General features: G+C 64.6%; 17 protein-coding genes. 4 read left to right on the forward strand and 13 right to left on the reverse strand.

Annotation, left to right across the window (positions count from 1 at the left end; all coding sequences use genetic code 11):
• The first annotated feature begins 99 nt into the window (after window positions 1–99).
• Window positions 100–729: an O-methyltransferase gene (locus AOP77_RS02580; protein WP_062208984.1), complete on the forward strand. Its 630-nt coding sequence runs from the start codon at window positions 100–102 to the stop codon at window positions 727–729.
• 11 nt (window positions 730–740) lie between these two features.
• Entirely contained in the window at window positions 741–1136 is a 396-nt protein-coding gene (locus AOP77_RS02585; protein WP_062208987.1) for a hypothetical protein, read from the forward strand.
• A gap of 69 nt (window positions 1137–1205) precedes the next feature.
• Here the strand turns inward: AOP77_RS02585 and AOP77_RS12055 are convergent, their stop codons facing one another.
• From AOP77_RS12055 to dapE, 3 genes are all read right to left on the reverse strand, one after another.
• The gene (locus tag AOP77_RS12055) at window positions 1206–1373 is read right to left on the reverse strand and encodes a DUF3117 domain-containing protein (RefSeq protein ID WP_084622196.1); all 168 of its coding nucleotides are present in this window, start codon (window positions 1371–1373) and stop codon (window positions 1206–1208) included.
• Between the two features lie 109 nt (window positions 1374–1482).
• A complete protein-coding gene (locus tag AOP77_RS02590; protein WP_062208990.1) occupies window positions 1483–2256 on the reverse strand; it encodes an LOG family protein in 774 nt (257 codons plus the stop codon).
• A 69-nt stretch (window positions 2257–2325) separates the two neighbouring features.
• The gene (gene dapE, locus AOP77_RS02595) at window positions 2326–3420 is read right to left on the reverse strand and encodes a succinyl-diaminopimelate desuccinylase (protein WP_062208993.1); all 1095 of its coding nucleotides are present in this window, start codon (window positions 3418–3420) and stop codon (window positions 2326–2328) included.
• Between the two features lie 36 nt (window positions 3421–3456).
• Between dapE and dapD the strand changes: the two genes are divergently transcribed.
• Both dapD and AOP77_RS12445 read left to right on the forward strand, forming a co-directional pair.
• The gene (gene dapD, locus AOP77_RS02600; protein WP_062211366.1) at window positions 3457–4404 is read left to right on the forward strand and encodes a 2,3,4,5-tetrahydropyridine-2,6-dicarboxylate N-succinyltransferase; all 948 of its coding nucleotides are present in this window, start codon (window positions 3457–3459) and stop codon (window positions 4402–4404) included.
• A 64-nt stretch (window positions 4405–4468) separates the two neighbouring features.
• Window positions 4469–5392, forward strand: coding sequence for a hypothetical protein (locus tag AOP77_RS12445; protein WP_174435913.1), 924 nt, complete (start codon window positions 4469–4471; stop codon window positions 5390–5392).
• A 252-nt stretch (window positions 5393–5644) separates the two neighbouring features.
• On the opposite strand, the gene AOP77_RS02610 is transcribed toward AOP77_RS12445, so the two are convergent.
• From AOP77_RS02610 to AOP77_RS02655, 10 genes are all read right to left on the reverse strand, one after another.
• Window positions 5645–6937, reverse strand: a complete 1293-nt coding sequence (locus AOP77_RS02610) for a citrate synthase (protein ID WP_062208999.1) — start codon at window positions 6935–6937, stop codon at window positions 5645–5647.
• 56 nt (window positions 6938–6993) lie between these two features.
• Window positions 6994–8115: a succinyldiaminopimelate transaminase gene (gene dapC, locus AOP77_RS02615; protein WP_062209002.1), complete on the reverse strand. Its 1122-nt coding sequence runs from the start codon at window positions 8113–8115 to the stop codon at window positions 6994–6996.
• A gap of 11 nt (window positions 8116–8126) precedes the next feature.
• On the reverse strand, window positions 8127–8447 hold the full coding sequence (gene fdxA / locus AOP77_RS02620; RefSeq protein ID WP_061963898.1) for a ferredoxin: 321 nt from the start codon (window positions 8445–8447) through the stop codon (window positions 8127–8129).
• A gap of 101 nt (window positions 8448–8548) precedes the next feature.
• On the reverse strand, window positions 8549–10864 hold the full coding sequence (locus AOP77_RS02625) for a VanW family protein (protein WP_062209004.1): 2316 nt from the start codon (window positions 10862–10864) through the stop codon (window positions 8549–8551).
• The gene (locus tag AOP77_RS02630; RefSeq protein ID WP_062209008.1) at window positions 10854–11207 is read right to left on the reverse strand and encodes a hypothetical protein; all 354 of its coding nucleotides are present in this window, start codon (window positions 11205–11207) and stop codon (window positions 10854–10856) included. Before AOP77_RS02630 ends, AOP77_RS02625 begins: the two co-directional genes overlap by 11 nt.
• A 101-nt stretch (window positions 11208–11308) precedes the next feature.
• Window positions 11309–13207: a translational GTPase TypA gene (typA, locus tag AOP77_RS02635; protein WP_062209010.1), complete on the reverse strand. Its 1899-nt coding sequence runs from the start codon at window positions 13205–13207 to the stop codon at window positions 11309–11311.
• Window positions 13208–13296: 89 nt separating this feature from the next.
• A complete protein-coding gene (locus AOP77_RS02640) occupies window positions 13297–13893 on the reverse strand; it encodes a hypothetical protein (protein ID WP_062209013.1) in 597 nt (198 codons plus the stop codon).
• Window positions 13894–13910: 17 nt separating this feature from the next.
• The gene (locus AOP77_RS02645) at window positions 13911–15872 is read right to left on the reverse strand and encodes a glycosyl hydrolase family 18 protein (protein WP_084622198.1); all 1962 of its coding nucleotides are present in this window, start codon (window positions 15870–15872) and stop codon (window positions 13911–13913) included.
• A gap of 195 nt (window positions 15873–16067) precedes the next feature.
• Window positions 16068–18668, reverse strand: a complete 2601-nt coding sequence (locus AOP77_RS02650) for a glycosyl hydrolase family 18 protein (protein WP_201774083.1) — start codon at window positions 18666–18668, stop codon at window positions 16068–16070.
• Window positions 18669–18942: 274 nt separating this feature from the next.
• Window positions 18943–21879 carry a helix-turn-helix domain-containing protein gene (locus AOP77_RS02655; protein ID WP_062209015.1) on the reverse strand — a complete coding sequence of 979 codons (2937 nt, stop codon included), beginning with the start codon at window positions 21877–21879 and terminating at the stop codon, window positions 18943–18945.
• Between the last annotated feature and the right edge of the window lie 42 nt (window positions 21880–21921).

The raw sequence follows: 21921 nt of genomic DNA on the forward strand, positions 1-21921 counted from the left end.
CTCAACGGTTGGACGTACCTCTATGTTCCCATGATTCGCACCGCGGCGGAAGAGGGATTGGTCGAGTGTGACCCATATCATGTCCCTAGGAGGTGTGCCATGACTCACGAGGCCGCGAACTGGGCTTATGCCGAGGATTTTATCCACGAAGACCGGGTTCTACTGAGCGCGCGCGACGCAGCGGACGAGCTGGGATGCGTGCCGGTTTTGCCAGGCGCCGGACGCACATTGCAGATCCTCGCGCGAGCCATGAATGCCAAGTCGATTGTCGAGATCGGCACCGGCGCTGGGGTGTCGACCACGTACCTGTTGCGGGGCATGCACCCGCAGGGCGTCATCACCACCATCGACGTTGAGGCGGAACACCATAAAGCCGCCAAGCAGACGCTTGCCACGGGCGGGTTCGCGCCCTCTCGCGCACGCATGATCACCGGGCGGGCACTCGAGGTTCTCCCTCGGCTGACGGACGGCGGCTACGACCTCGTGCTGATCGACGCCCGCAAGTCGGAGTACCCCGCGTACCTTGTGCAGGCCCTGCGCCTGCTGCGCAGCGGCGGCATGCTCGTGATTGACAACGCGCTGTGGCACGGCCGCGTGCCAGACCCGGCACAACGCGACGCTGACACCACCGCCGTTCGCGAGACTCTGAAGGCGATCCGCAACAACGACAGCCTGACTCCCACGCTCTTGCCCTCCGGCGACGGCCTGCTGGTCGCCATCAAGGACTAGCGCCACCCGCGATGACCCCCGATATACGAGTCGTCAACCCACCTGACTGCGGCAATGCCCCTCGCAAGGCCATTGTTCGCGACCTCGTCATGGCCCTTGCGGGCGGCGACTCGTCCGTACTCGATGCCTACCTGCACGGTGACGCCATCTGGGCGCTCGTAGGTGATCAAACTATCCGGGGCGGCGACCACGTCAAGTCCCGCGCATCGTCGGCCGCTGTGGCCGCGGAAATTCGTTTCGAATCACTCCTCACCCACGGCCCCGCGGCGAGCGCATCTGGAACGGTGACCCACGCATCGGGCGCGCGCACGCACTTCAGCCACGTGGTTCGCTTCGCCTCGGCAGGCAAGGCTGCGCCTGTCATCTCGATGACCAGTTACCTCATCGCGGCCACGCCGACCGACTAGGTCCGCGCATGCAAAAACCCGCGCACCTTGCGGTTGCGCGGGTTAGTGCCATTCAAACTAAGAACAGGCTCAAGCAATCGCACCGTTAAGTGCAGCGCCAAGCTCCTTGACCTCGTCAGCCGTGATCTCTACGACCAGGCGTCCGCCACCTTCAAGCGGGACGCGCATGACGTAACTGCGGCCCTCTTTCACGACCTCCATGGGGCCGTCACCAGTGCGGGGCTTCATTGCAGCCATCGTGTGTGTCTCCTTGGGGAAGTCGCTCGCCGCGGATTCGCGGCGTCTGCCCACTATTCTACGCGGACGCGAGGGCACTCCAAAATCAGTGTGATTCTTTGAACTCCCGCTACATTCCCTGGCCCTCTTGTTCGGCCGCTGCAGCCGCCCGCTCCTGAGCACGCTTCTCGGAGTAGTCCTGCACAATCGCGACTGCCTCGGCGGGATCATCGGTGACGGTGAAGAGCTCGAAATCGGCCTCAGAGATAGTGCCTTCGGGGAGCACGGTATTGCGCAGCCAGTCCACCAGCCCGTCCCAGTAGTGGTGACCAACCAGGACGATCGGAAAGCGGGTCACGGTCCGCGTCTGCACCAAGGTCAACGACTCGAACAGCTCGTCAAAGGTTCCGAAACCACCTGGCAGAACAATGAAGCCCTGCGCGTACTTCACGAACATAGTTTTGCGGGCAAAGAAGTAACGGAAGTTCACCCCAAGGTTCACGTATTCGTTGACTCCCTGCTCATGGGGCAGCTCAATGCCGAGGCCCACCGAGGTTCCACCTGCCTCGAAGGCACCCTTGTTGGCGGCCTCCATCACGCCGGGTCCGCCGCCCGTGATGACGGAGAATCCCGCCTCAACGAGCAACCTTCCTACCGTCTCTCCCATCTCGTAATCCCGAGTTCCGGGCTTGGTGCGCGCGGAGCCGAACACCGAGATCGCTGGCCCCACCTCCGCGAGCGCGCCAAACCCCTCCACGAACTCCGATTGAATGCGCAGCACCCGCCAGGGGTCGCCGTGGAGCCAGTCGGCCCGCCCTTGGTCGTCCAGCAGTCGCGAGGACGAGGAGTCCTGCGGAACGTGCTTGCCGCGCAGCAGCACGGGTCCCTTGCGATATTCACTCATGGTGCGTCTCCCTGTGGGTTGTGGTTTCGCTGGTTAATTGACAGGCGCGGGGACGCCCGATGCTGTGGATTAGCTGGTCAGCCAGGCCGCGAGTCCAGCGCGGCACTGGTTGATCTCGTCGATCGCGCACCACTCCAAGTCCGCGTGCGCGAGTTCAGGGTCACCCGGACCATAGTTCACGGCGGGGATGCCGAGCGCACCGAAGCGCGCGACATCAGTCCAGCCCAACTTCGCGCGCGGCTCGGGCGCACCCGTGCTCGCCACCGCGTCCACGAAGCCCTGCGCGAGAGGTGCGTCGAGACCCGGCCGGCAGGCGTCAGCACGATCAGTCACCACGGTTTCACACTCGCCCACGCCCGATGCCGCGATGACGTCGCGTACGTGCTGCACGGCTTCGTCCGTGGTCAGGGATGGCGCGAAGCGGTAATTCACCGTGACGGTGCACTGGTCGGGGATGACGTTGCCGGCGATGCCACCCGTCACTCCTACGGCGTTGAGGCCTTCGCGGTACTGGAGTCCGTCGACCTCGACAGTGCGGGGCTCGTACCTGGCGAGCGCGGCGAGCACCGGCGCGGCGGCGTGGATCGCATTCTCGCCCTTCCATGAGCGCGCCGAGTGCGCGGCCTTGCCAGGCAGCACGATGTCCATGCGTAGAGTGCCGTTGCAGCCGCCCTCGATCTGCGCCTGGGTGGGCTCGCACAGCACGGCGAAGTCGCCCTTAATCAATTCCGGATGGCGGCGCGAGAGTCGGCCCAACCCGTTCTTGGTCTCCTCGACTTCCTCATGGTCATAAAAGACCCACGTAATGTCGCGGGTGGGCTCGATGAGGTCCACCGCAAGCGACAGCATGACGGCCACCCCCGCCTTCATATCCACCGATCCGCGGCCAATGATTCCGAGGCCGTCGAGCGTCGGCACCGACGGCACGTTGCCCTTAATGGGAACGGTGTCGAGATGCCCGGCGATGATCACCCGCTGGTCACGGCCCAGGGTGGTGCGGGCCACGATCGCGTCGCCGTCCCGAGTGATTTCCAGGTGATCGCACTCGGCAAGGGCGGTCGCCACGGCATCGGCGATGGCGCCCTCTCCCCCGCTCACGGAGGGGATATCGATCAGTTGCCGCGTGATTTCGTCCACGGGCGCGGTCAGGTCGAGGGAGGTCATGCCGCCACCCTACCGATGCCCAGTATCCTTATGCCCATGACTCGCACTGCTTACGGATACGGACTTGCCACGACGGACGCGAACGGCACGGTGCTCGACACCTGGTATCCGTCGCCCACCCTGGGCGAACCGCCCGCTGACCACCGCGTACCCGCGGAGCTGGAGGGTGCGTCCCGCGTTGACCACCTTCGCGACGTGACCGTCTCCGTGGTCTTCACCGAGATCGACTGCGACGCCGCACCCGCAAGTGTCGAGGACGCGTACCTGCGCTTGCACCTGCTCAGCCACCGCATCGTCCGCCCGCACGGCATCAATCTGGATGGCGTTTTCGGCGCGCTCACCAACGTGGTGTGGACGTCCGAGGGACCGTGCGCCATTGACGGCTTCGAGTCCGCCCGACTGCGCCTGCGCGCCGCAGGTAAGCACGTGACTGTATACGGCGTAGACAAGTTCCCGCGCATGGTCGACTACGTGGTGCCGTCCGGAATTCGCGTCGCCGATGCTGACCGCGTTCGCCTGGGCGCTCACCTCGCCGAGGGCACTACCGTGATGCACGAGGGCTTCGTGAACTTCAATGCCGGTACGCTCGGCCACTCGATGGTCGAGGGCCGCATCTCTGCCGGCGTCGTCGTGGGTGACGGCTCCGACGTGGGCGGCGGCGCATCGATCATGGGCACTTTGTCCGGCGGAGGCAAGGAGACCATCACGGTGGGCGAGCGCTCGCTGCTGGGCGCCAACTCCGGCCTGGGCATCCCCTTGGGCGACGACTGCGTGGTGGAGGCAGGGCTCTACGTGACGGCGGGCTCCAAGGCGCTTCTGGTGGGAGTCAGCGACGACGACGGCAAGCCCGTATGGGTCAAGGCCAAGGAACTCGCTGGCAAGGACGGGATCCTCTTTCGCCGCAATTCCACCAGCGGCGTGATCGAGGCCGTGGCTCGCCAGGGCAACGGCGTGGAGCTCAACGCCGCACTCCACGCAAACTAGGCGGTCGTCGCGGGCACCAAAGCGTCCGTCTAAGCGTTCACTAGAGACGGAATTGGAGGCGGACTTGGCGCGACACGGTAGGGACGGCGCGGGCAACCGACGCCGCGGCGGAGGGCTTGTGGTCCTCGCGCTCATTGCCGCGGTTACCGTGACCGCAGTGATCGTGGGTCCCGAACTGTGGCACCGCTACAGCGACCGCGTGTTTTCCTCCCGGTGCTCCGTCACCGTGGGCGATGAGACCGCGAGCCTGACCGCCGAGCAGACCAACAACGCCGCGCTGATCGCCGCCGTGTCCGTGGAGCGCGGCCTACCCGCCCGCGCCGCGACGATCGGCATCGCCACCGCCATCCAGGAGTCGAGCCTGCGCAACATCGACTGGGGCGACCGAGACAGCGTGGGCCTGTTCCAGCAGCGGCCCTCACAGGGCTGGGGCGAGATCGAGGAGATCCTGGATCCCTATTACTCGGTCAATAAGTTCTACGACGGACTCATCAAGGTGTCGGGCTGGCAGGACTTGCCGGTGACCGAGGCCGCGCAGGCGGTCCAGCGCTCGGGCTTCCCCGATGCGTACGCCGACCACGAGGGTGAGTCCCGCCTCTGGGCGTCCGCGCTCACCGGAAACGGCGGGCGGGTGAACTGCGACATCGGCGACGCGGATCCGACCACCGCGCGCGCGTTCATCGAGCGCGTGGACCTGGACTTTGGCCCAGGTGCCTACTCCGTCGAGGTCCTCGACGTGAACTCCGACTCCACCGTGCTGGGACTAAGTCCCGGCGATGGTGAAAGTGCGCAGACGCCGCAGCTCTCAGCTCAGTCGATGCGCGAGTGGGCGGTGTCGGTGTCTTCGGTACAGTCGGTCATCGAGTCTTCCTACGAGGCGGCCGGCTGGCTCCGCGAGGACGGTCTCGTGGAGGTTCCCACCGCAGAGGGCTCCCCCGTGGCCGGCTACGACGGGGCGATCGTTACCCTCCGCACGGCTCCACACTAGTGCGGGTTGCGGAACTGCTCCCGCGCTGCGAGTGACGGCTTTGCCGGGAACCCTATGGCGCCTCACTGAGCCACCTGGCGACTCACCGATACACCTGGCGCCCCACTGAGCCACAGACCATCCCGCGGTGTCCCGTCGTGGAGGGCGATCCAGTGAAACACCCGCGTGGGGCGTCACCTCGTCCCCTCAGCCGGGCTGAACGAATAGGCGGGCCGCGCTAACGGACGCGCCAAGTGGGTAAAGGAGAAATGTCTAGCCGCGCTGGTCGAGCGGGGTATAGCTGCGATCCGTCTCGCCCGTGTAAATCTGGCGCGGACGGCCAATCTTAGTGCGCGGGTCGTTCAACATCTCGCGGTAGTGAGCAATCCACCCGGGCATGCGACCCAGCGCGAAGAGCGGCGTAAACATCGGCGTGGGAAAGCCCATGGCCGAATACAGCAGCCCGGTGTAGAAGTCGACGTTCGGGTACAACTTGCGCTCGATGAAGTACTCGTCGCTAAGCGCGATCTCCTCGAGGCGCTTGGCCATATCGAAGGTCTCGTTGTTGCCACCGAGGTCAGCCAGAACCGTGTCGGCCACCTTCTTGACCTCTGCCCCGCGAGGGTCATATGACTTGTACACGCGGTGGCCGAAGCCCATGAGTCGCGCGCCCTCGACCTTATTCTTGACGTCGGAGACGAACTGCTCGACCGAGCCGCCCGAGGCCTTAATGTTGTCGAACATCTTGAGCGCGGCCTCGTTCGCCCCACCGTGCAGCGGGCCCGAGAGCGCGCCGATGCCTGCGGATACCGCCGCGTAGATGTTGGCCTGAGAGGAACCGACGATGCGCACCGTGGACGTCGAGCAGTTCTGCTCGTGGTCGGCGTGCAGGATCAGCAGCAGGTCGAGTGCCTTGCGGATGGTGGGGTCGATGTCGAGCTCACCCGATGCGGGTGAAAACGCCAAGCGCATGAACTCGTCGACGTAGTTGCCGTCCTTGCGGGGCTCAATGAGGTCCTCACCCATCGCACGACGCTGCAGGTAGGCCACCACGGTCGCGGACTTCGCGAGTAGCAAGACCGTCGCCAGTTCGAGCTGCTCCTCGTCACGTCCCACCGACTCGGGGTAGAACGTGGACAGTGCGGAAATCGAGCCCGACAATACCGCCATGGGGTGCGCGTCACGCGGGAAAGCGTTCAGGAACGTCTTGATGCCCTCGTGAACATGCATGTGCCGTGCTACACGGTTCTCTAGCGCGTTGAGCTGGCCCTCATTGGGCAACTCGCCATGAATCAGCAGGTATGCAGTCTCTAGGAAGTTGGAACCCCCCGCGATCTGCTCGATCGGATAGCCGCGGTACTTGAGAATCCCCGCGTCTCCGTCGATGTACGTGATCGCGCTTTCGCACGCGGCGGTGTTCATGAACCCCGGGTCCATGGTGACCAATCCGGTGTCACTCAGCAGGGTCGGGATTGCGAGCCCGTCATTGCCGATCGTCGCGCGCTCGATACCGAGTTCGCGTGAATTTCCGTCGACAATCAGCCGAGCGTCTACAACCTGTGCCATTAACAACCTCCGGGTGCACGCCAAAGGCGCCTTCGTCCGTTTGCTTTGGCCTCAGTTTACCTGGCTTTGGCGAGCCGACGGGCCGCGGCGTCGATGCGCTCATCCGTCGCCGTCAATGCGATACGTACGTGATTCGCGGCGGCTGATCCATAGAACTCTCCTGGCGCTGCCACGATGCCGTTGTCCGCCAGAAAATCCAGTGTCTGCCAGCAGTTTTCATCTCTGGTGGCCCACAGATAAAGCCCCGCGTCGGACGCGTCAATCCGGAATCCAGCCTCACGAATTGCCGCGCTCAGAACATTCCGACGCGCCCAATACACCTCACGCTGGACCTCGACGTGAGTATCGTCACACAGGGCGGCAACCGTGGCCGCTTGCACCGGCGCGGGCACGATCATGCCCGCGTGCTTGCGAGTCTCGAGCAACCCGGCAATTAGCTGCGGGTCGCCGGCAGTGAACGCCGCCCGGTATCCGGCGAGGTTGGACTGCTTGGAGAGCGAGTAGACGGCGAGCAGGCCTTGGTGCGAGCCCCCGCACACGGCGGGGTCGAGGATTGAAGCCACACCGTCACGCACGTATTGCTCAACCCAGGGAAGTTCTGCGTAGCACTCGTCAGAAGCGACCACGGCGCCGATGCTGCGGGCGGCGGCCACGACATCGGCCAGGTACTCACGGCTCGCCACCGCACCGGTGGGGTTGGACGGCGAGTTGACCCAGATGAGTTTGACGGCGAGGTTGCCCTCCCAGTCGGCCACCGCATCGGCGGGCATTGGTGTCGCCCCCGCCAGCCGGGCACCCACGTCGTACGTGGGATACGCGGCCGTGGGGTGGACCACGATGTCGCCCGCACTGAGGCCCAAGAGCGCCGGCAACAGGGCAACGAACTCTTTGGAACCCACCGTGGGTAGCACTGCGGTGGGATCAATTCCGGACACGCCACGCCTACGCGCAAACCACGCCACCACTGCCTCCCGCAGGGCGAGGGTGCCGTGTGTGGTGGGGTAACCCGGAGCATCGGACGCCGCGGCAAGGGCCTCGCGCACCACCTGGGGAGTGGGGTCGACCGGAGTACCCACGGAGAGGTTGACGATGCCGTCGGGGTGAGCCGAGGCGCGCGTGATGTACGGGGTCAGCGAGTCCCAAGGGAAGTCTGGGAGCGCGCCGGGATGAAGACCCATGTGAGTGGCGGTTAGCCGTTCTGCGGCGGGAGCGCCTTGATGATGTCGTGATCGTGCTCGATCAGACCCATCTTCGCGGCGCCGCCGGGCGAGCCAATCTCGGAGAAGAACTCGACGTTTGCCGTGTAGTACTCGGCCCACTTGTCGGGGGTGTCATCCTCGTAGTAGATAGCCTCGACGGGGCAGACCGGCTCGCAGGCACCACAGTCGACGCATTCGTCAGGGTGAATGTAGAGGCTACGTTCGCCCTCGTAGATGCAGTCCACGGGACACTCGTCGATGCATGCCTTGTCCTTGACGTCGACACAGGGCAGAGCAATGACGTATGTCACTTTGGTTCCTCCTACTTGGATGGTACGAACACCGCCATCATACAAGCGATAGGGCGCCGTTTGGTGCGGAGCCTGGTACTGGGCGAGGCGCGCCGCCGCGCCTATTTACACACGATCTTGTTGGTGGGCTTGTACGTCCACTTGAGGACGTTCGTGTCCACTAAGTCGCCGTCGAGATAGATGGTGCGTGTGTTGGTAATGGTGAAGCCCGCCTCGCCAGCGTTACTCGGTTGGCATTCGTCGCTGTCGAGCTCGACGGTGGTGGGCTGCACCACGTTGGTCTTGGGCGACGCCTTGGTCTTCACCTCGAAGTAAGGAGTGGACCACACCTGGACATACACCCGGTTGTCCTTAACGTAACTGCTCATGACCGCGGCGTATGGAGTGTTGTTCTTGAACACCATGTTGATCTGGCCCGTGTAGATGGTCGACTCGCGACCCGCGGGATAGCGTGGGAACCATTGGGAGTGCGGACGGTGATCGATGTCCTCATAACCGGCGAAGTAGCCAGCATTGAATGTGGTGGTCGCCATCTGAGATAGACCTCCACCTACCGCCGTCTGCACAATTCCATTCTCGATCACGTGCGCCGGAAAATAGCCACCTTCGGTGGTGATGGGCAGCAACACGTCCGCCAGGTTAAATTCCTTGCCCGGCATGATGGTCACGCCCGTCACCTTCTCCGCGGCGCGCACCAAGTTCTTGGTACGGATGGGTTCGTTGGTAAGCGGAGTCGAGAACGAGGAGACTACCTCCTTGTAGTCGTCGATACCCAGGTCCGTTGACGACACCTTGGGGTAGACCTCGCTGTAGGCGATGGGGGCTGCACGATCAATAGCGAGTGTCGCGTCCACGAGCACCGGACCCATCGCGTCCTGATCGAGCGCACGGCCGTTCTTGCTCTCGGTGGTCACGAGCTTGTGGCTCGTGTCGAACTTCAGCGTCGCATCGGTCGGGTCATTCTCAAGATCGGGGTCCTCCTCGAGCATGGCTGCGGACAGCGCAGGACCATCGGCCACGATCTCCAACCGAGAACCAGATGGCGTGGCCGCCACGAACGGAGCGAACTGATCGGGCTCGAGCGTCACATCTCCGTTGGGCCCAGTGAGGGTGACCGCGGTAGTGAGAACCGTGTCGTTGAGAGTCTCGACCATGCGGTCCGCCTCATAGTCAGAGATGTTCGCGTCGACGATGGCCGCAGCGGCGTCGAAGTTGGCCTGCGCGGGCCAACCCTTCTCGATCCTAGCCGCGGTGTCGTCGTGATCTACTGTGACCGACGGCTCACCGGGGTTCGCTGAAGCGACGGTGCCGGTGATGACCACCGTGGCGTCCTTGGCGGAGGTATCGAGTTGCACGGAAGCGCTCTTCATCGCGGCATCCATCGCGTCATCGTCGACCACCACGACCGGGTCGAGCTCCGATCCAGTGGTGAAGTGAGCAATGATCGTGAGGGGATTGAGCGTGAAGCCCGTGGCCTCGTCGACCATCGCGCCGGTGTCGATACTCAGACCTGACTCGGAAGGAATCATTGTCGTGCCGACGCCACCCGCGGTCAGCGTGATGGGATCAGACTCCAACGCACTCGCCGCTTGGTCCAATGTCTTCGTGGCGGTCGCCACGTCCATCTCGCCAATCTCCACGCCGAGAGCCTCGGTGTTCGCTGGAACCCGATCGCCAAAGTACGTCGCAAAGCCGTAGTATGCGGCAGCGAGCAGCAACACGAGCACCACCAGGATCCAGGGCCACCTGCGACGCTTCTTAGGTGTGGGCTCCACCGGCTCGTCGATCACGGTCGCCTCGAGGACGGTTTCCTCCTGCACCGCGAACCGGTCAGCGGCATCGAGCCCTACGGGCTCCATGACCATCGTCGTCTCTTGCGCCGATGCCGAGGCGTCCTCGCGGTCGATGACCAGTTCGGCTTCGGCTTCGGCTTCGGCTACAGGGTCGGACTCGATATCCGCGTCGGCGTCGCCGTCGATCGGTTCCGCTTCGGATATCTGTTCTCCAGCGAGGTCCGCAGCGACCGCCGCGGCGGCGATGCCCGCGGCCGTCTCGTCATCGGAACCGTCTTCGACCTCAACATTTTGGTCTGCATCCGCTGCGGCATCAGCTTCTGAGCCGGAGTCCGTCTCGGGATCGCCCTCACCCTCGCCATCCGCGGTTTCGATCTCCTCCGAGGAGCGCAAAAACTCGGGTACGCGCGCAAACACCACGGTGTCGGTAGGCGCCTCGGCATCGCCCTTCGCCGTTTCGTCCGCGAGAACTCCGCTGGCAGTCGCTCCGCCGGCAACCCCGGCATCGGATGCTGCCTGACGCTTTTCCGCACGACGTCGCAGCGACCGGTGCGCGTTGCTACGCCGCCTAGCCTCCGCCTGTTGGTCCCGTAGCGCCCGTTCAGCGTCCCGCTTACGTGACATCGTTCCTCCCAAAAAGCACCCGTCGCGGAATCAGACAGACCACAATGATGGCGAGCGACCCGCCAATAAGCCACCCGTATCCATAGCCGTCAGTCGCGATCAGCAGTGATCCGCCGGGTCCCTCGAGCGACAAGATATACGTCACCACGGCCCAAGCGCCGCCAAAAACAGCGATCCCCGACCATTCCTTCCAGGTGCGCGCGAAGACGGTCGCGACAAGCATCAACAGGATGCATAGGGCGATGCCGAAGGGCGGGATCGCACGGTAGGCGCTTGCCCCCACCAAGGCGGCGACCAACCCGACGATCGCGAGCACCAGGTAGCCGAGGGCGGAGCGAATCATGCTTCCCAGGATAGGCGGGAACTACGCACACCAACGACAACGCGGCGGCGACTAGCCACGTTTGTGGAAGTCGCCGCCGCGTTGAGTGGCAGGTAGGCGGACTAGTTGTCGCGCTTAGCCTTCGATGCGCTGCGTGCACGCTCGCTGGCACCGAGAATGACCTTGCGAATACGGGTCTTCTCCGGCGTCACCTCGACGCACTCGTCCTCGCGGGCGAACTCAAGGCACTCCTCGAGCGTCAGGTGGCGAGGGGGCGTCAGGTTCTCAAAGGAGTCGGACGAGGCTGCACGCATGTTGGTGAGCTTCTTCTCCTTGGTGATGTTGACGTCCATGTCCTCGTTGCGCGAGTTCTCGCCCACGATCATGCCCTCGTAGACCTCCGACGTGGGGTCAACGAAGAACGAACCGCGCTCCTGCAGGTTGATCATGGCGAACGGCGTGACGACACCCGCGCGGTCGGCGACCAGCGAGCCGTTGACACGGAACTCGATGAAGCCAGCCCAGGGCTCGTAGCCGTGCGCGATGGACGACGCGATGCCGGTGCCGCGCGTGTCCGTGAGGAAGATGGTGCGGAATCCGATCAGGCCGCGGGCGGGCACAACGAACTCCATGCGCACCCAGCCGGTGCCGTGGTTCGACATGTTCTCCATGCGACCCTTGCGGGCCGCAAGCAGCTGAGTGACGGCGCCGAGGTGCTCTTCAGGCACGTCGATGGTGAGGTGCTCCATCGGCTCGTGCTTTTTGCCGTCGATCTCCTTGGTGACAACCTGCGGCTTGCCGACGGTGAGCTCGAAGCCCTCGCGGCGCATCTGCTCGACCAGGATGGCCAGCGCGAGCTCTCCACGACCCTGAACTTCCCACGCGTCGGGACGCTCGGTGGGCAGGACGCGGAGCGACACGTTACCGACGAGCTCCTTGTCGAGGCGGTCCTTGACCTGGCGGGCCGTGACCTTGGCACCCTTGACGCGGCCGGCGAGCGGCGACGTGTTGATACCAATGGTCATGGAGATGGCCGGGTCGTCCACCGTGATGAGCGGCAGCGGGCGGGGGTCATCGACATCGGTCAGCGTCTCACCAATGGTGATGCCCTCGATACCGGCAACGGCGACGATGTCGCCGGGGCCAGCCGACTCTGCGGGAACGCGGGTCAGGCCCTTGGTCTCCAGCAGCTCGGTGATCTTGACGTTCTTCATGGTGCCGTCGGCGCGAGCCCAGGCGACCGTCTGACCCTTGGTGATGGTGCCGTTGAAGACACGCAGCAGTGCGAGGCGACCAAGGAACGGCGACGCGTCCAGGTTGGTGACGTGAGCCTGAAGAGGCGCATCCTCGTCGTAAGACGGTGCGGGGATAGTGTCCATGATGACCTTGAACAGCGGCTCAAGGTTTTCCTCGACAGGCAGCTCACCATCGCCAGGCTGCTCGATGCTGGCGCGGCCGGCCTTCGCGGACGCGAAGACGACAGGCACCTCAAGTAGTGCGTCGACGTCGAGGTCGGGGACCTCGTCCTCGAGGTCTCCTGCGAGGCCGAGGAGCAGGTCGTGGCTCTCCTCGACTACAGCGCTGATGCGCGAGTCTGGGCGGTCGACCTTGTTGACGACGATGATGACGGGAAGCTTGGCCGCGAGCGCCTTGCGGAGCACAAAGCGGGTCTGAGGAAGCGGTCCTTCGGACGCGTCGACAAGGAGCACGACACCGTCAACCATCGACAGTCCACGCTCAACCTCGCCACCGAAGTCGGCGTGACCAGGGGTGTCAATCACGTTGATGGTGACGCCGCCCTCGATCGAGTGCGCACCGGTGTAACGGATCGCGGTGTTCTTGGCGAGGATCGTGATGCCCTTTTCGCGCTCAAGGTCACCGGAGTCCATTGCACGGTCTTCGACGTGTGCGTGGTCACCGTAGGCGCCACCCTGCACGAGCATGGCGTCAACGAGGGTGGTCTTACCGTGGTCAACGTGGGCCACGATGGCGACGTTGCGCAGGTCTGAGCGCAAGGGCATAGAAAACTCGATTCAAAGATTGGGGGTCCGGTCCCTCATGGGCCAGCACTCCAGTCTAGCGGTTGTGGGCGCTTTTGGGGAGCAAGCCTCTACTCGCTCGCCTCATCAAGCCACTGCGCGCCTGCAACTCTGTCCCCTAACTCCGCAAATGACCAGCGATCCACTACTGTGACCGCGCCATTGACGCTGTCTGCACTCCACTGGCTCTGCTGAACCGTGATTGTGCCCGCGCCGTCGGCATCGGCACATTCGACGTCGAAGACCTGCACCGTGCCCGTTCCGCCTGCCACGGTCGCTGGTTCTGCCGCTGCGAGGGTCGCGCTCACTGGCGTCAGCCCCTCTCCCCCAGGACAGCCGATGCCGTCGTCGAGGATTGCTTGGTCGGCCGCCTGAGCGCCGGGTCCAGTAACGACGGCGAATGCCGGGCAGTTGACCCCGGCCTCACAACCACCAGCGGTCACCACGGCCACCGTGTCCGTGTCCTCACCCTGTGCCCAGAAGTCTGCGGCAGGGATCGCGAGTGGGCCCACGGGCATCAGCGACGCTTCGGAGATCCGGTCGATCCCGGCATCGGCCGCTGCGGTGGTGTTGTCATGCTGAGTGCCGACGTCCGACGTTCCGGGCGCGGAGACGCCCCCCGCGCACCCGACCGTGAGCAAGCTCACGGCGAGTGCAACGGGGAGCATCCGCGCTGTGGTGCGAGTTAGCAAGCGCCGAGGTCCTTCCACGGTCCCCACTGAGCAGCGCCGGGCTGGTCGCCCTGCGTCCACCACTTTGCCTCGTAGGTGTGGCCGCCGTAGGTTGCGGTGGCTCCTCCCACGTAGATGGCCGACGCGGACCATGCGGACGCGCACTGGTGAGGCGGGTCCGTGGGATCCGGGTCCGGCGTCACCGTCGGGTCGGGGTCAGGAGTGACCGTGGGATCCGGGTCCGGGATCGGGTCGCCACAGGCGTCTACGAGCTTCCACGGTCCCCACTGGGCCGCGCCGGGCTGGTCGCCCTGCGTCCACCACTTTGCCTCGTAAACGTTGCCGCTGTAGAGGACCTGCGCTCCACCGTTGTAGGCAGTAGCGGACACCCACGGGCTAATGGTGCAGGTGGTAGGCGGGTCAGTCGGGTCGGGGTCGGGAGTGACGGTGGGATCCGGGTCCGGCGTTACGGTCGGGTCGGGATCGGGGGTCACCGTCGGGTCCGGGGTCGGGGTAGGCGTAACGATGGGCCCACCATCGATGGGGCCCGATGCTCCGGTGCCCAGCTTGTCCATGAGCGCGGTAGTCAGCACACCGTTGCGGTCGCCCGAGAGCTCCCACCACATGGCGCCGCCAAGGCCCTTCTCGCGGATGTAGTCAGCCTTGATCGCGACCGACTTGGGGTCATCGAGGCTCCACCACTGGTCGCCGTTGTAGCGCCATGAGGCTCCGATGCTGGCGTCGTAGTAACTGGTACCGAGGTTCTTGAGCTTGTCGTAATCCTCGTTGCCGGCCTCCCAAGTGCCAGGACCCGCCCCGTTGGCGGTAGTCCAAGCGTCGGCGCTTGTTGCGCCCTTCCAGCCTCGGCCGTACATGGCCATGCCCAGCCCCAACTGCTCGGGCGCGATGCCCGCGTTGATGTACTCCTTGACGGCCTTGTCGACCGAGAACTTCTTGGTGGCGGGTCGCGTGTCTGCCGGGTCGTCGTACAGGTTGCCCTGGTGACCGGTCAGCGTCGGGTCCCACGCGCCGTGGAGGTCATAGCCCTGCACGTTGCCGTAGTCGAGGTCCTCGAAGATGCGGGGGTCGTTCCAGCCGCCGGACGCGATATCCGCGGGGTTGGCGGGCAGGAAGGCGGACAGCACATAGTGCTTGTTTTGCGTGCTGCCGTAAGCGTCCAGCTGGTCGCGGAATTCCTGGATTAGGAGGCGGAAGTTCTCCTTGTCGTTGACGGCGTCTACGACGTTGCCCTCGAGCCCATTGGGCGATCCTGGCCACTCCCAGTCGAGGTCGATGCCGTCGAACACGCCGGCGGCGGCGCCAGGGCCACCCTTGCCGTCGATCTTGGGAAGGTTGCCCTTGATGTACAGGTCAATGCACGAGGAGACAAACGCCTTGCGCTTCGCGTCAGTCGACGCGACCGTGGAGAAGTTCTTTGACCACGTCCAACCGCCGAGCGAGATCACGGCCTTGACGTTGGGGTTGAGCTCCTTGATTTGCTTGAGCTGGTTGAACGAACCCGCGAGCGGCTGGTCCCACTTGTCGGCAGTTCCGTTGACCGAGTTGGCGGTGGTGTAACCCATGCCAAAGTCGGCCCAGGCGTCGCCTGCCCCATCCGAACCGTTAGGTCCGGTCCCTTGCGCCTTGTTGGCGATGAAGCACTTGCCCGTCTGGTGGTGGATATTTCCGAACGAGTAGTTGATGTGGGTGATGTCCTTGATGGTGCCCGAGTCCTGCAGCTGCTTGAGCTTGTAGTCACGGCCGTACACACCCCACTGGGTGAAATAGGCGACGTTACGGAATCCATTGATGTTCGTGGAGTCCGCGGTCTGCTGCGTCGCCGTAGGAACCGCTGCGGGAGCTGGTGTCGCAGCTGACGCTGCAGTGGCTGCGGTGCCAATGAGCGCGAGCGACGCGACGACGGAACCAACGCGGCCCCATGGGCCGAGTCGACTTGTCCTCTTTGGTGAGGTCATGTCTCTTCCTCTTCTCTGAGTGTTGAGTACCTGATCATGCATAGGTTTTTGGGGTACTGCGGGTGGAGTACTACGTAATTGATGGTGCATGGGGCGCTCGGAGCAGGTGCCGCCGCGAGCGCGTCCCGGACTTGGTTTTGTCCGGAAGTTGAACGAGGTGGCGGGACGCCGGGCATCGGCGCCCCGCCCACTCAATCAGCAGCTACCGGCGTCTGCCCACGGGCCCCAGGGGTCCGCGATGCTCGGCTCGTTGTTCTGCGTCCAGAAGCGCGCGGTCCACTCGTGACCGCTGTGGCTCACCTTGGCTCCGCCGTTGTAGACAGCGGCGCTGTCCCAGCCTGCTGAGGTGCACGCGCCGGGGTCACCGCCGTCGCCGCCATCACCGTCACCATCTCCGCCTCCGGTGTCGCCTCCTCCGGTCGAGGCATTGACCACGGTCACGCCGCGGGGGTGATCGTAGGTAGTGGCGTACTCGGTGCCGTCAACCGTGACGATCACATTGGAGAACTGCGCAACCGGCAGTGCCCACTTGAGTTGGTTCGTGATGGACCCACCAGCGGGGATGCCGCCGGTCGGAACAGTGAAGGCCACGGTGTGGAAGTCGCCATCGAGGCCGCCCACGTTGTTTCCCGTATGACCCCTCTTGGTGACCTTGGTGCCGTAGCCGCTCCAGTCGCTCATCTCGCCGGTGTCGGTGGTGCCGTACTGGAACGAAATGGTCGAGCCTGCCGGGATGTCCGCCGAGCCGTTGTTGCTGAAGACGACCTTGGGAGAGATGGGGTAGTTGTTGTCTCCCAGGGCGAACTCCGTGTAGTCGATGCTGACGTCCAGAGCCTGCGACGGCATCGGCCGGTCGGCGTTTGCCTTGGTCGCGCCGTAAGGCGTGGAGCTCGTGAACTTGTCGTGCATGAGATCCACGAGGGTTTCGCCCATTTCGTACTGGCCCTTGGTCTGGTTGAAGTCGTAGTCGCCTGCGAGCTCCCAGATCATGAGGCCACCGAGACCGGTGTCGTTGACGTAGTCGGCCTTGGCCGTGATGGCGTCGGTCGAGTCGCCGGACAGGAACACCTTGGTCTGGGGGTTCCACCACCACTCGTTCTTGGTGACCGGGTCAAAGTGGTGCTCGTAGTCGCCCACGATGGTGGTGGGGACGTTGTACGCCTCGGCGTAGTCACCCACGATGTCGTTCTCGAGGTTGAGCGCGTGCCAGATGGGGTTGACACCGGCGGGAACCGCATTGCCCTGCGGGTCCGTGTCATACCAAAGGTTGTCGATGCCCTCGGCACCCCAGCCACACTTACCGTTGGTTCCTGCCGGGCAGTTGAAGCCGGCGGGTGCTGCCGCTGTGCCTCCCATGCCGTTGGTACCGCCGGTCACGCCCTGGAAACCGCGAGTGTAGAACGGAACGCCCAGGTTGATGCGGCCACCCTGCATAGCGCCACGGAAGTAGTGCGAGGCCCAGTCGGCGTTGAGGTAGCCGATTCCCTTGTAGCCCGTGTAGACGCCGCCTGCGGCGAGCTCGGCGTCCTTGCCGTCGTCGTAGAGCGCAGCATTGCCGCCGACGAACTTGTTCCAGGCGCCGTGCAGGTCATACGTCATCATGTTGACGTAGTCCGCGTACTCGGTGATCTGGAAGACCTCCATGCCGCGCAGGAGCCAGCCGGATGAGGGCGTTGCGGTGGTGAGCATGTAGTACTCGCCATCCTCGGCGCCAGCCTTGTCGAGCTTCTCGCGAAGAGTCTTCATGAGTGCCACGTAGCCTTCGAACAACTCTCCACGCTTCGCGTCAGAGAAGGCGAAGTCGTCGGGGTTACCAGCCTGGTTGTTCGATGTGGGGTATTCGTAGTCGATATCCACGCCGTCGAACCCGTACTGGCGAATGAAGTCAACCGCGGAGTCAGCGAACGTGTCGATCTTGGCCTGCGATTCCGTCATCGTGTAGAAGCCGCCCGATGCGACGCGATCGCCGTTGCCGTCGAAGTAGCCGCCTGTCTCAGCCCAGCCTCCCACGGCGGGAAGGACCTTAACCCCGGGGTTGTCCTTCTTGTACTTGGCCAGCAGGTTGAAGTGACCGGTATACGGCAGCGACGGGTCCATTTCCGCGCCGGGAGTGCCCGGCCACGTCATGTCGGTCGACGAGTTGCCGGCCACGTTGGCATTCACCGAGACCTTGTTGTCCGGGCCCACGTGCGCAAACGCATAGTTGATGTGGGACAGCTTGTTCCACGGGATGTCACTCGCGAGGTACTGAGGGGCACCGTTCTTACCGGTCCTCCAGTTGGTGAAGTAGCCGATCACGCGACGGTCCAGGCTGTTCGGCAGGATCTCGCGGCCGTCGGTGTCGTACACGTCGCAGTAGGGGGTGTCGATGCCTGGAGTCTGCGCCATGCCGTCGGGGCGGCACTGCTCATCGGGGTTGGCGTTGGGATCGGGGTCGGGAGTGACGGAGGGCTCCGGGTCCGGCGTCACGGAGGGTTCTGGATCAGGATCCGGAGTGACCGAGGGCTCGGGGTCAGGCGTCACCGAGGGCTCAGGGTCGGGAGTAACAGACGGCTCAGGATCGGGAGTTACGGAAGGATCCGGGTCTGGCACGACGCCGCCGCAGTCCCCTTGCGACTTCCACGGGCCCCACTGAGCGGTACCGGGCGTGTCGCCGAGCGTCCACCACGAGGCGCGGTAATTCTCGCCGTCGTAGGAAGCGAGGTTGCCGCCCACATAAGTGGTGCCCGCAGACCAAGCGGGTTCGCATTCTTGGGTGGCGGCAGTCGCGCCGGTGGCGCTAGCTGTGACGGCCACCGCCGTCAGTGTGGCCCCTAAGAGGCTAGCCATAACAGTCGCCGCGATACCCCTGCTGGGGCGGCGAACTGCTGGCGGTTGATGGGTGGGCAGGTGCATGGTGGCTACCTTCTCTTCCTTACCGCGACAACGTTGTGCGGATGGTTCGGGCCCTCAGCCGTAGAACCAAAATAAGGACAGAGGTCACGCCAGCGCTATGCGCATTCACCACATTGTTAGGTTTCCTCACATACTGCACGTACGTGGAAATACGTACGAAACGATGCGAGTGTGACTAGTGGCCCGTGTCGGGGGAGTGCGCGAGCACAACAAGCTCGAAACGCGACCGCAGATCGAGCTTGCGATACACCCGCCCCAGGTGCACTTCGACCGTTCTGACCGAACAAAAGAGGCGGGTGGCTACCTCCCGATTTGCTAGGCCCTGCGCCACCAGAAGCGCTACTTCAAGCTCGCGTTCGGTGAGTTCCGCAGCCCAGTCCTCGTGACCAAGTGGCTGGGCTTCGGGCGGCAAAGTGCCGTACTCGTTCTGGGGAACGGACGCCGCGGCAGTTCGCGGCGCCGGACCCTGTCCGCCAGAGGTTCGGGCCGACGCACCGCGCCCCGCCCGCTCTCCCTCTAGCCCCACGAGCGCTACCCACGCCTGCGCTCCTGACTCCTCAAACAGGTCCTGCGCCGCCATCAGATGAGCCAAGGCGGACTCGCGAATATCGAGGCGGGCCATCGCCCGCCCGATGCTGAGCTCCACCTTGCCGCGTTCATATGCGGACTCCAGTTGACGGCCAGCCAGCGTCGCCGACGAAGCCAATTGAGCCACATCCGCCCGGGTTGCAAGCGCCAGGCGGGCCCGGGCAAGCGCCGCGTCACGCACGGCCGGCGAGAGTGCCGTCAAGGTAAGCTGAAGTCGCTCCAATGCACGTCGAGCCTCGTCAGGACGGCCGGCCATCGACCAGGTCTCAACGGCGTCGAGTCCGGGGACCGCCATCACGACGCCACGCTCGCGCGTCTCGCGCTCTGCAGCAAGCTCGAGCAACGTAGCCGCCTGGACATGCTCTTCACGGAACGACGCGGCGAGCGCCCGGTCCACGAGCATCCCTAGCCGCATCGGGGCCCCTGCCGCACATGGCGACGACGCGGCGAGTGCGGCGGAGGTAGCGCCGATGCGTCCGTCGCGTACGGTATCGAGTCTGCGACTCAGGGTGACGCCGAGACCCGCGAAAACCATCCCCACGGGCAAACTTGCCGCGGCGTCGCGGAGCGTCGTCGCGGCTCGGGAAATATCACCCGCGCGCATCTCCACGAGCGCCTGAACCACACGAAGATGAGCTTCTACCAGCGGTGACACCGCGCGGTCAGGGCCGTCGAACCATCGACCACCGTGTCGCAACTGCGTGAGCTCCGCAACCGCGCTCGCAAGTACACGAGCCGCTGCGGAACTCTCGTCCCTGTGCATCAGTGTCACGGCGCGAGCCACTGCGCCCAGGGCCTCGTCGTCTACGAGTCTTGCGTGCTCGGGAAGGTCGACCTCCGCGGCGAACTCGTTCGAATACATCGCGAGCCATGCCCGAGCCAGCGACGTCCCCTCATGTGCGCAGAGTTCGGCAACACCTACTAGACCGCTCGCCTCGGCCATGCGATCCTGGGCAGCGTCAATGTTCCCGCGTTCAAAATGTAGGCAAGCGGCCACCGTGAGGCCACGAGCCACATCGGTCGCCACACGTTGATCCGCTTCACTCTGGCCGTCCAGTCGCGCCGCCTCGGCGCGCGTGCGCTCAAGTAGATCGTCGGGCACTCGACCTTCAGTGAGTGTCAGCGTCACGGCGAGCCCCAGCAACGTTCGAGCTCTGGCCGTGAGGTCGCCGCTCCGGGCAGCATGAGGTAGCCAGTGCGCCGCATCGTGTACGTGACCGCTCAACACGGCCGCCAGCCCCGACAACTCGCAAGCTCGCAACCGCTCGTCGCCCGTGGCGTGTCCCACAGCCTCACGGGCCACGGCGTGTGCCCACTCCGTGTCTCCTCTGATGAGGTGACGATGCGCCAAGTTCAGTAAATCGGCGACCACGGCGGAATCGCCCACCAGCGTGGCGAGTGCCGTGTGCCAGGCGGCGATCTCTCGGTCTCCCGCCTCACGGTGGGTCTTAGCGAGCGCGACGTGTGCGGTAGTACGCTCGGCAAGGCTCGCATCGCCGTGGATGAGAGCTCGCATGCGCGGGTCAGCAAAGGCAAAACGCCCGGCGATGGGGTCCAGTTGTTCCGCCAACTTGCCTTGGGTGAGCGCCACGATGGACACTCCAGTGGCGGAGGTGAGAATGTCGAGTCGATCCACCACCGCGACAGCGGCCGCGAGTAGCACTCCCCTGTCGCGCGCCGTCAGCCCCTGGACCTGGGGCCCGAGTGCACCCCGCACCGCAGGAACGACGGGCAGCGGATCCGGCAACAAGGACGTCCCCGCCAACTGCTCGCTCGTCAAGACGCGGGCAGTTTGGATAAGACACGCCGGATTGCCGTTCAGCCTGTCCACCAACCGCCTTGCCACGTGAGGCGCGACCGGCAGGCAACCTGCGCTAGCCAGCACCAGAAGGGCAGCCTCGGTCGTGAGCGGCGGCAACTGCCGCAGGTCGACGTCATGAGGTGGCCGCTGTCCAAAGGGCGAGCACATCGATGTCGCGAGGAGGACTATTCGCAGCGATTCGCTACGCAAGATCAGCAGCAGCCGCTCCAGAACTACGGGCGCACACTCTTCGAGGTCATCGACCACCAGCACCAGCGTGTGGTCGCTTACTAGTGACTGCAGGGTCACAGAACTAGTCGCGCCGTCGCCAGGATCAAAACCCGAGAGCATTTGGGTCAACGTGCGTGCAATCCCATCTCGCGGAACCCCGTCAGGCCCCTCCGTCTGGAACGCGACCAGGTCACCGATCGAGCCGTGAGCGCCACCGCGTGCCGTCGCCCGACCCTCCACGGTCAACCTCGCGAGCACCACCTCGCGACCGTCACCACGGCGGCGGATACGCTCGCAAATTGCATCGAGAAGTGTGGAGCGACCCATTCCGTACTCGCCATTCCAGACGATGCTGCCGTGGCCGGAATCAACTGCGCCGAGTGCGCGGTCAACCTCAACCTGGCGAGCATCGGGAAGGATCTCGCTAACCTGGGCGCCTGCGCTGTCGGAGGCGCGCGCAGCGAGCGCGTTCAGTTGGGTACTCGACTCCAAGTGCCACCTCGCCCTCCGCGCATCATCGCAACGATGTTCACA

It is taken from the genome of Demequina oxidasica, from assembly GCF_000975115.1.
Classification (GTDB): domain Bacteria; phylum Actinomycetota; class Actinomycetes; order Actinomycetales; family Demequinaceae; genus Demequina; species Demequina oxidasica.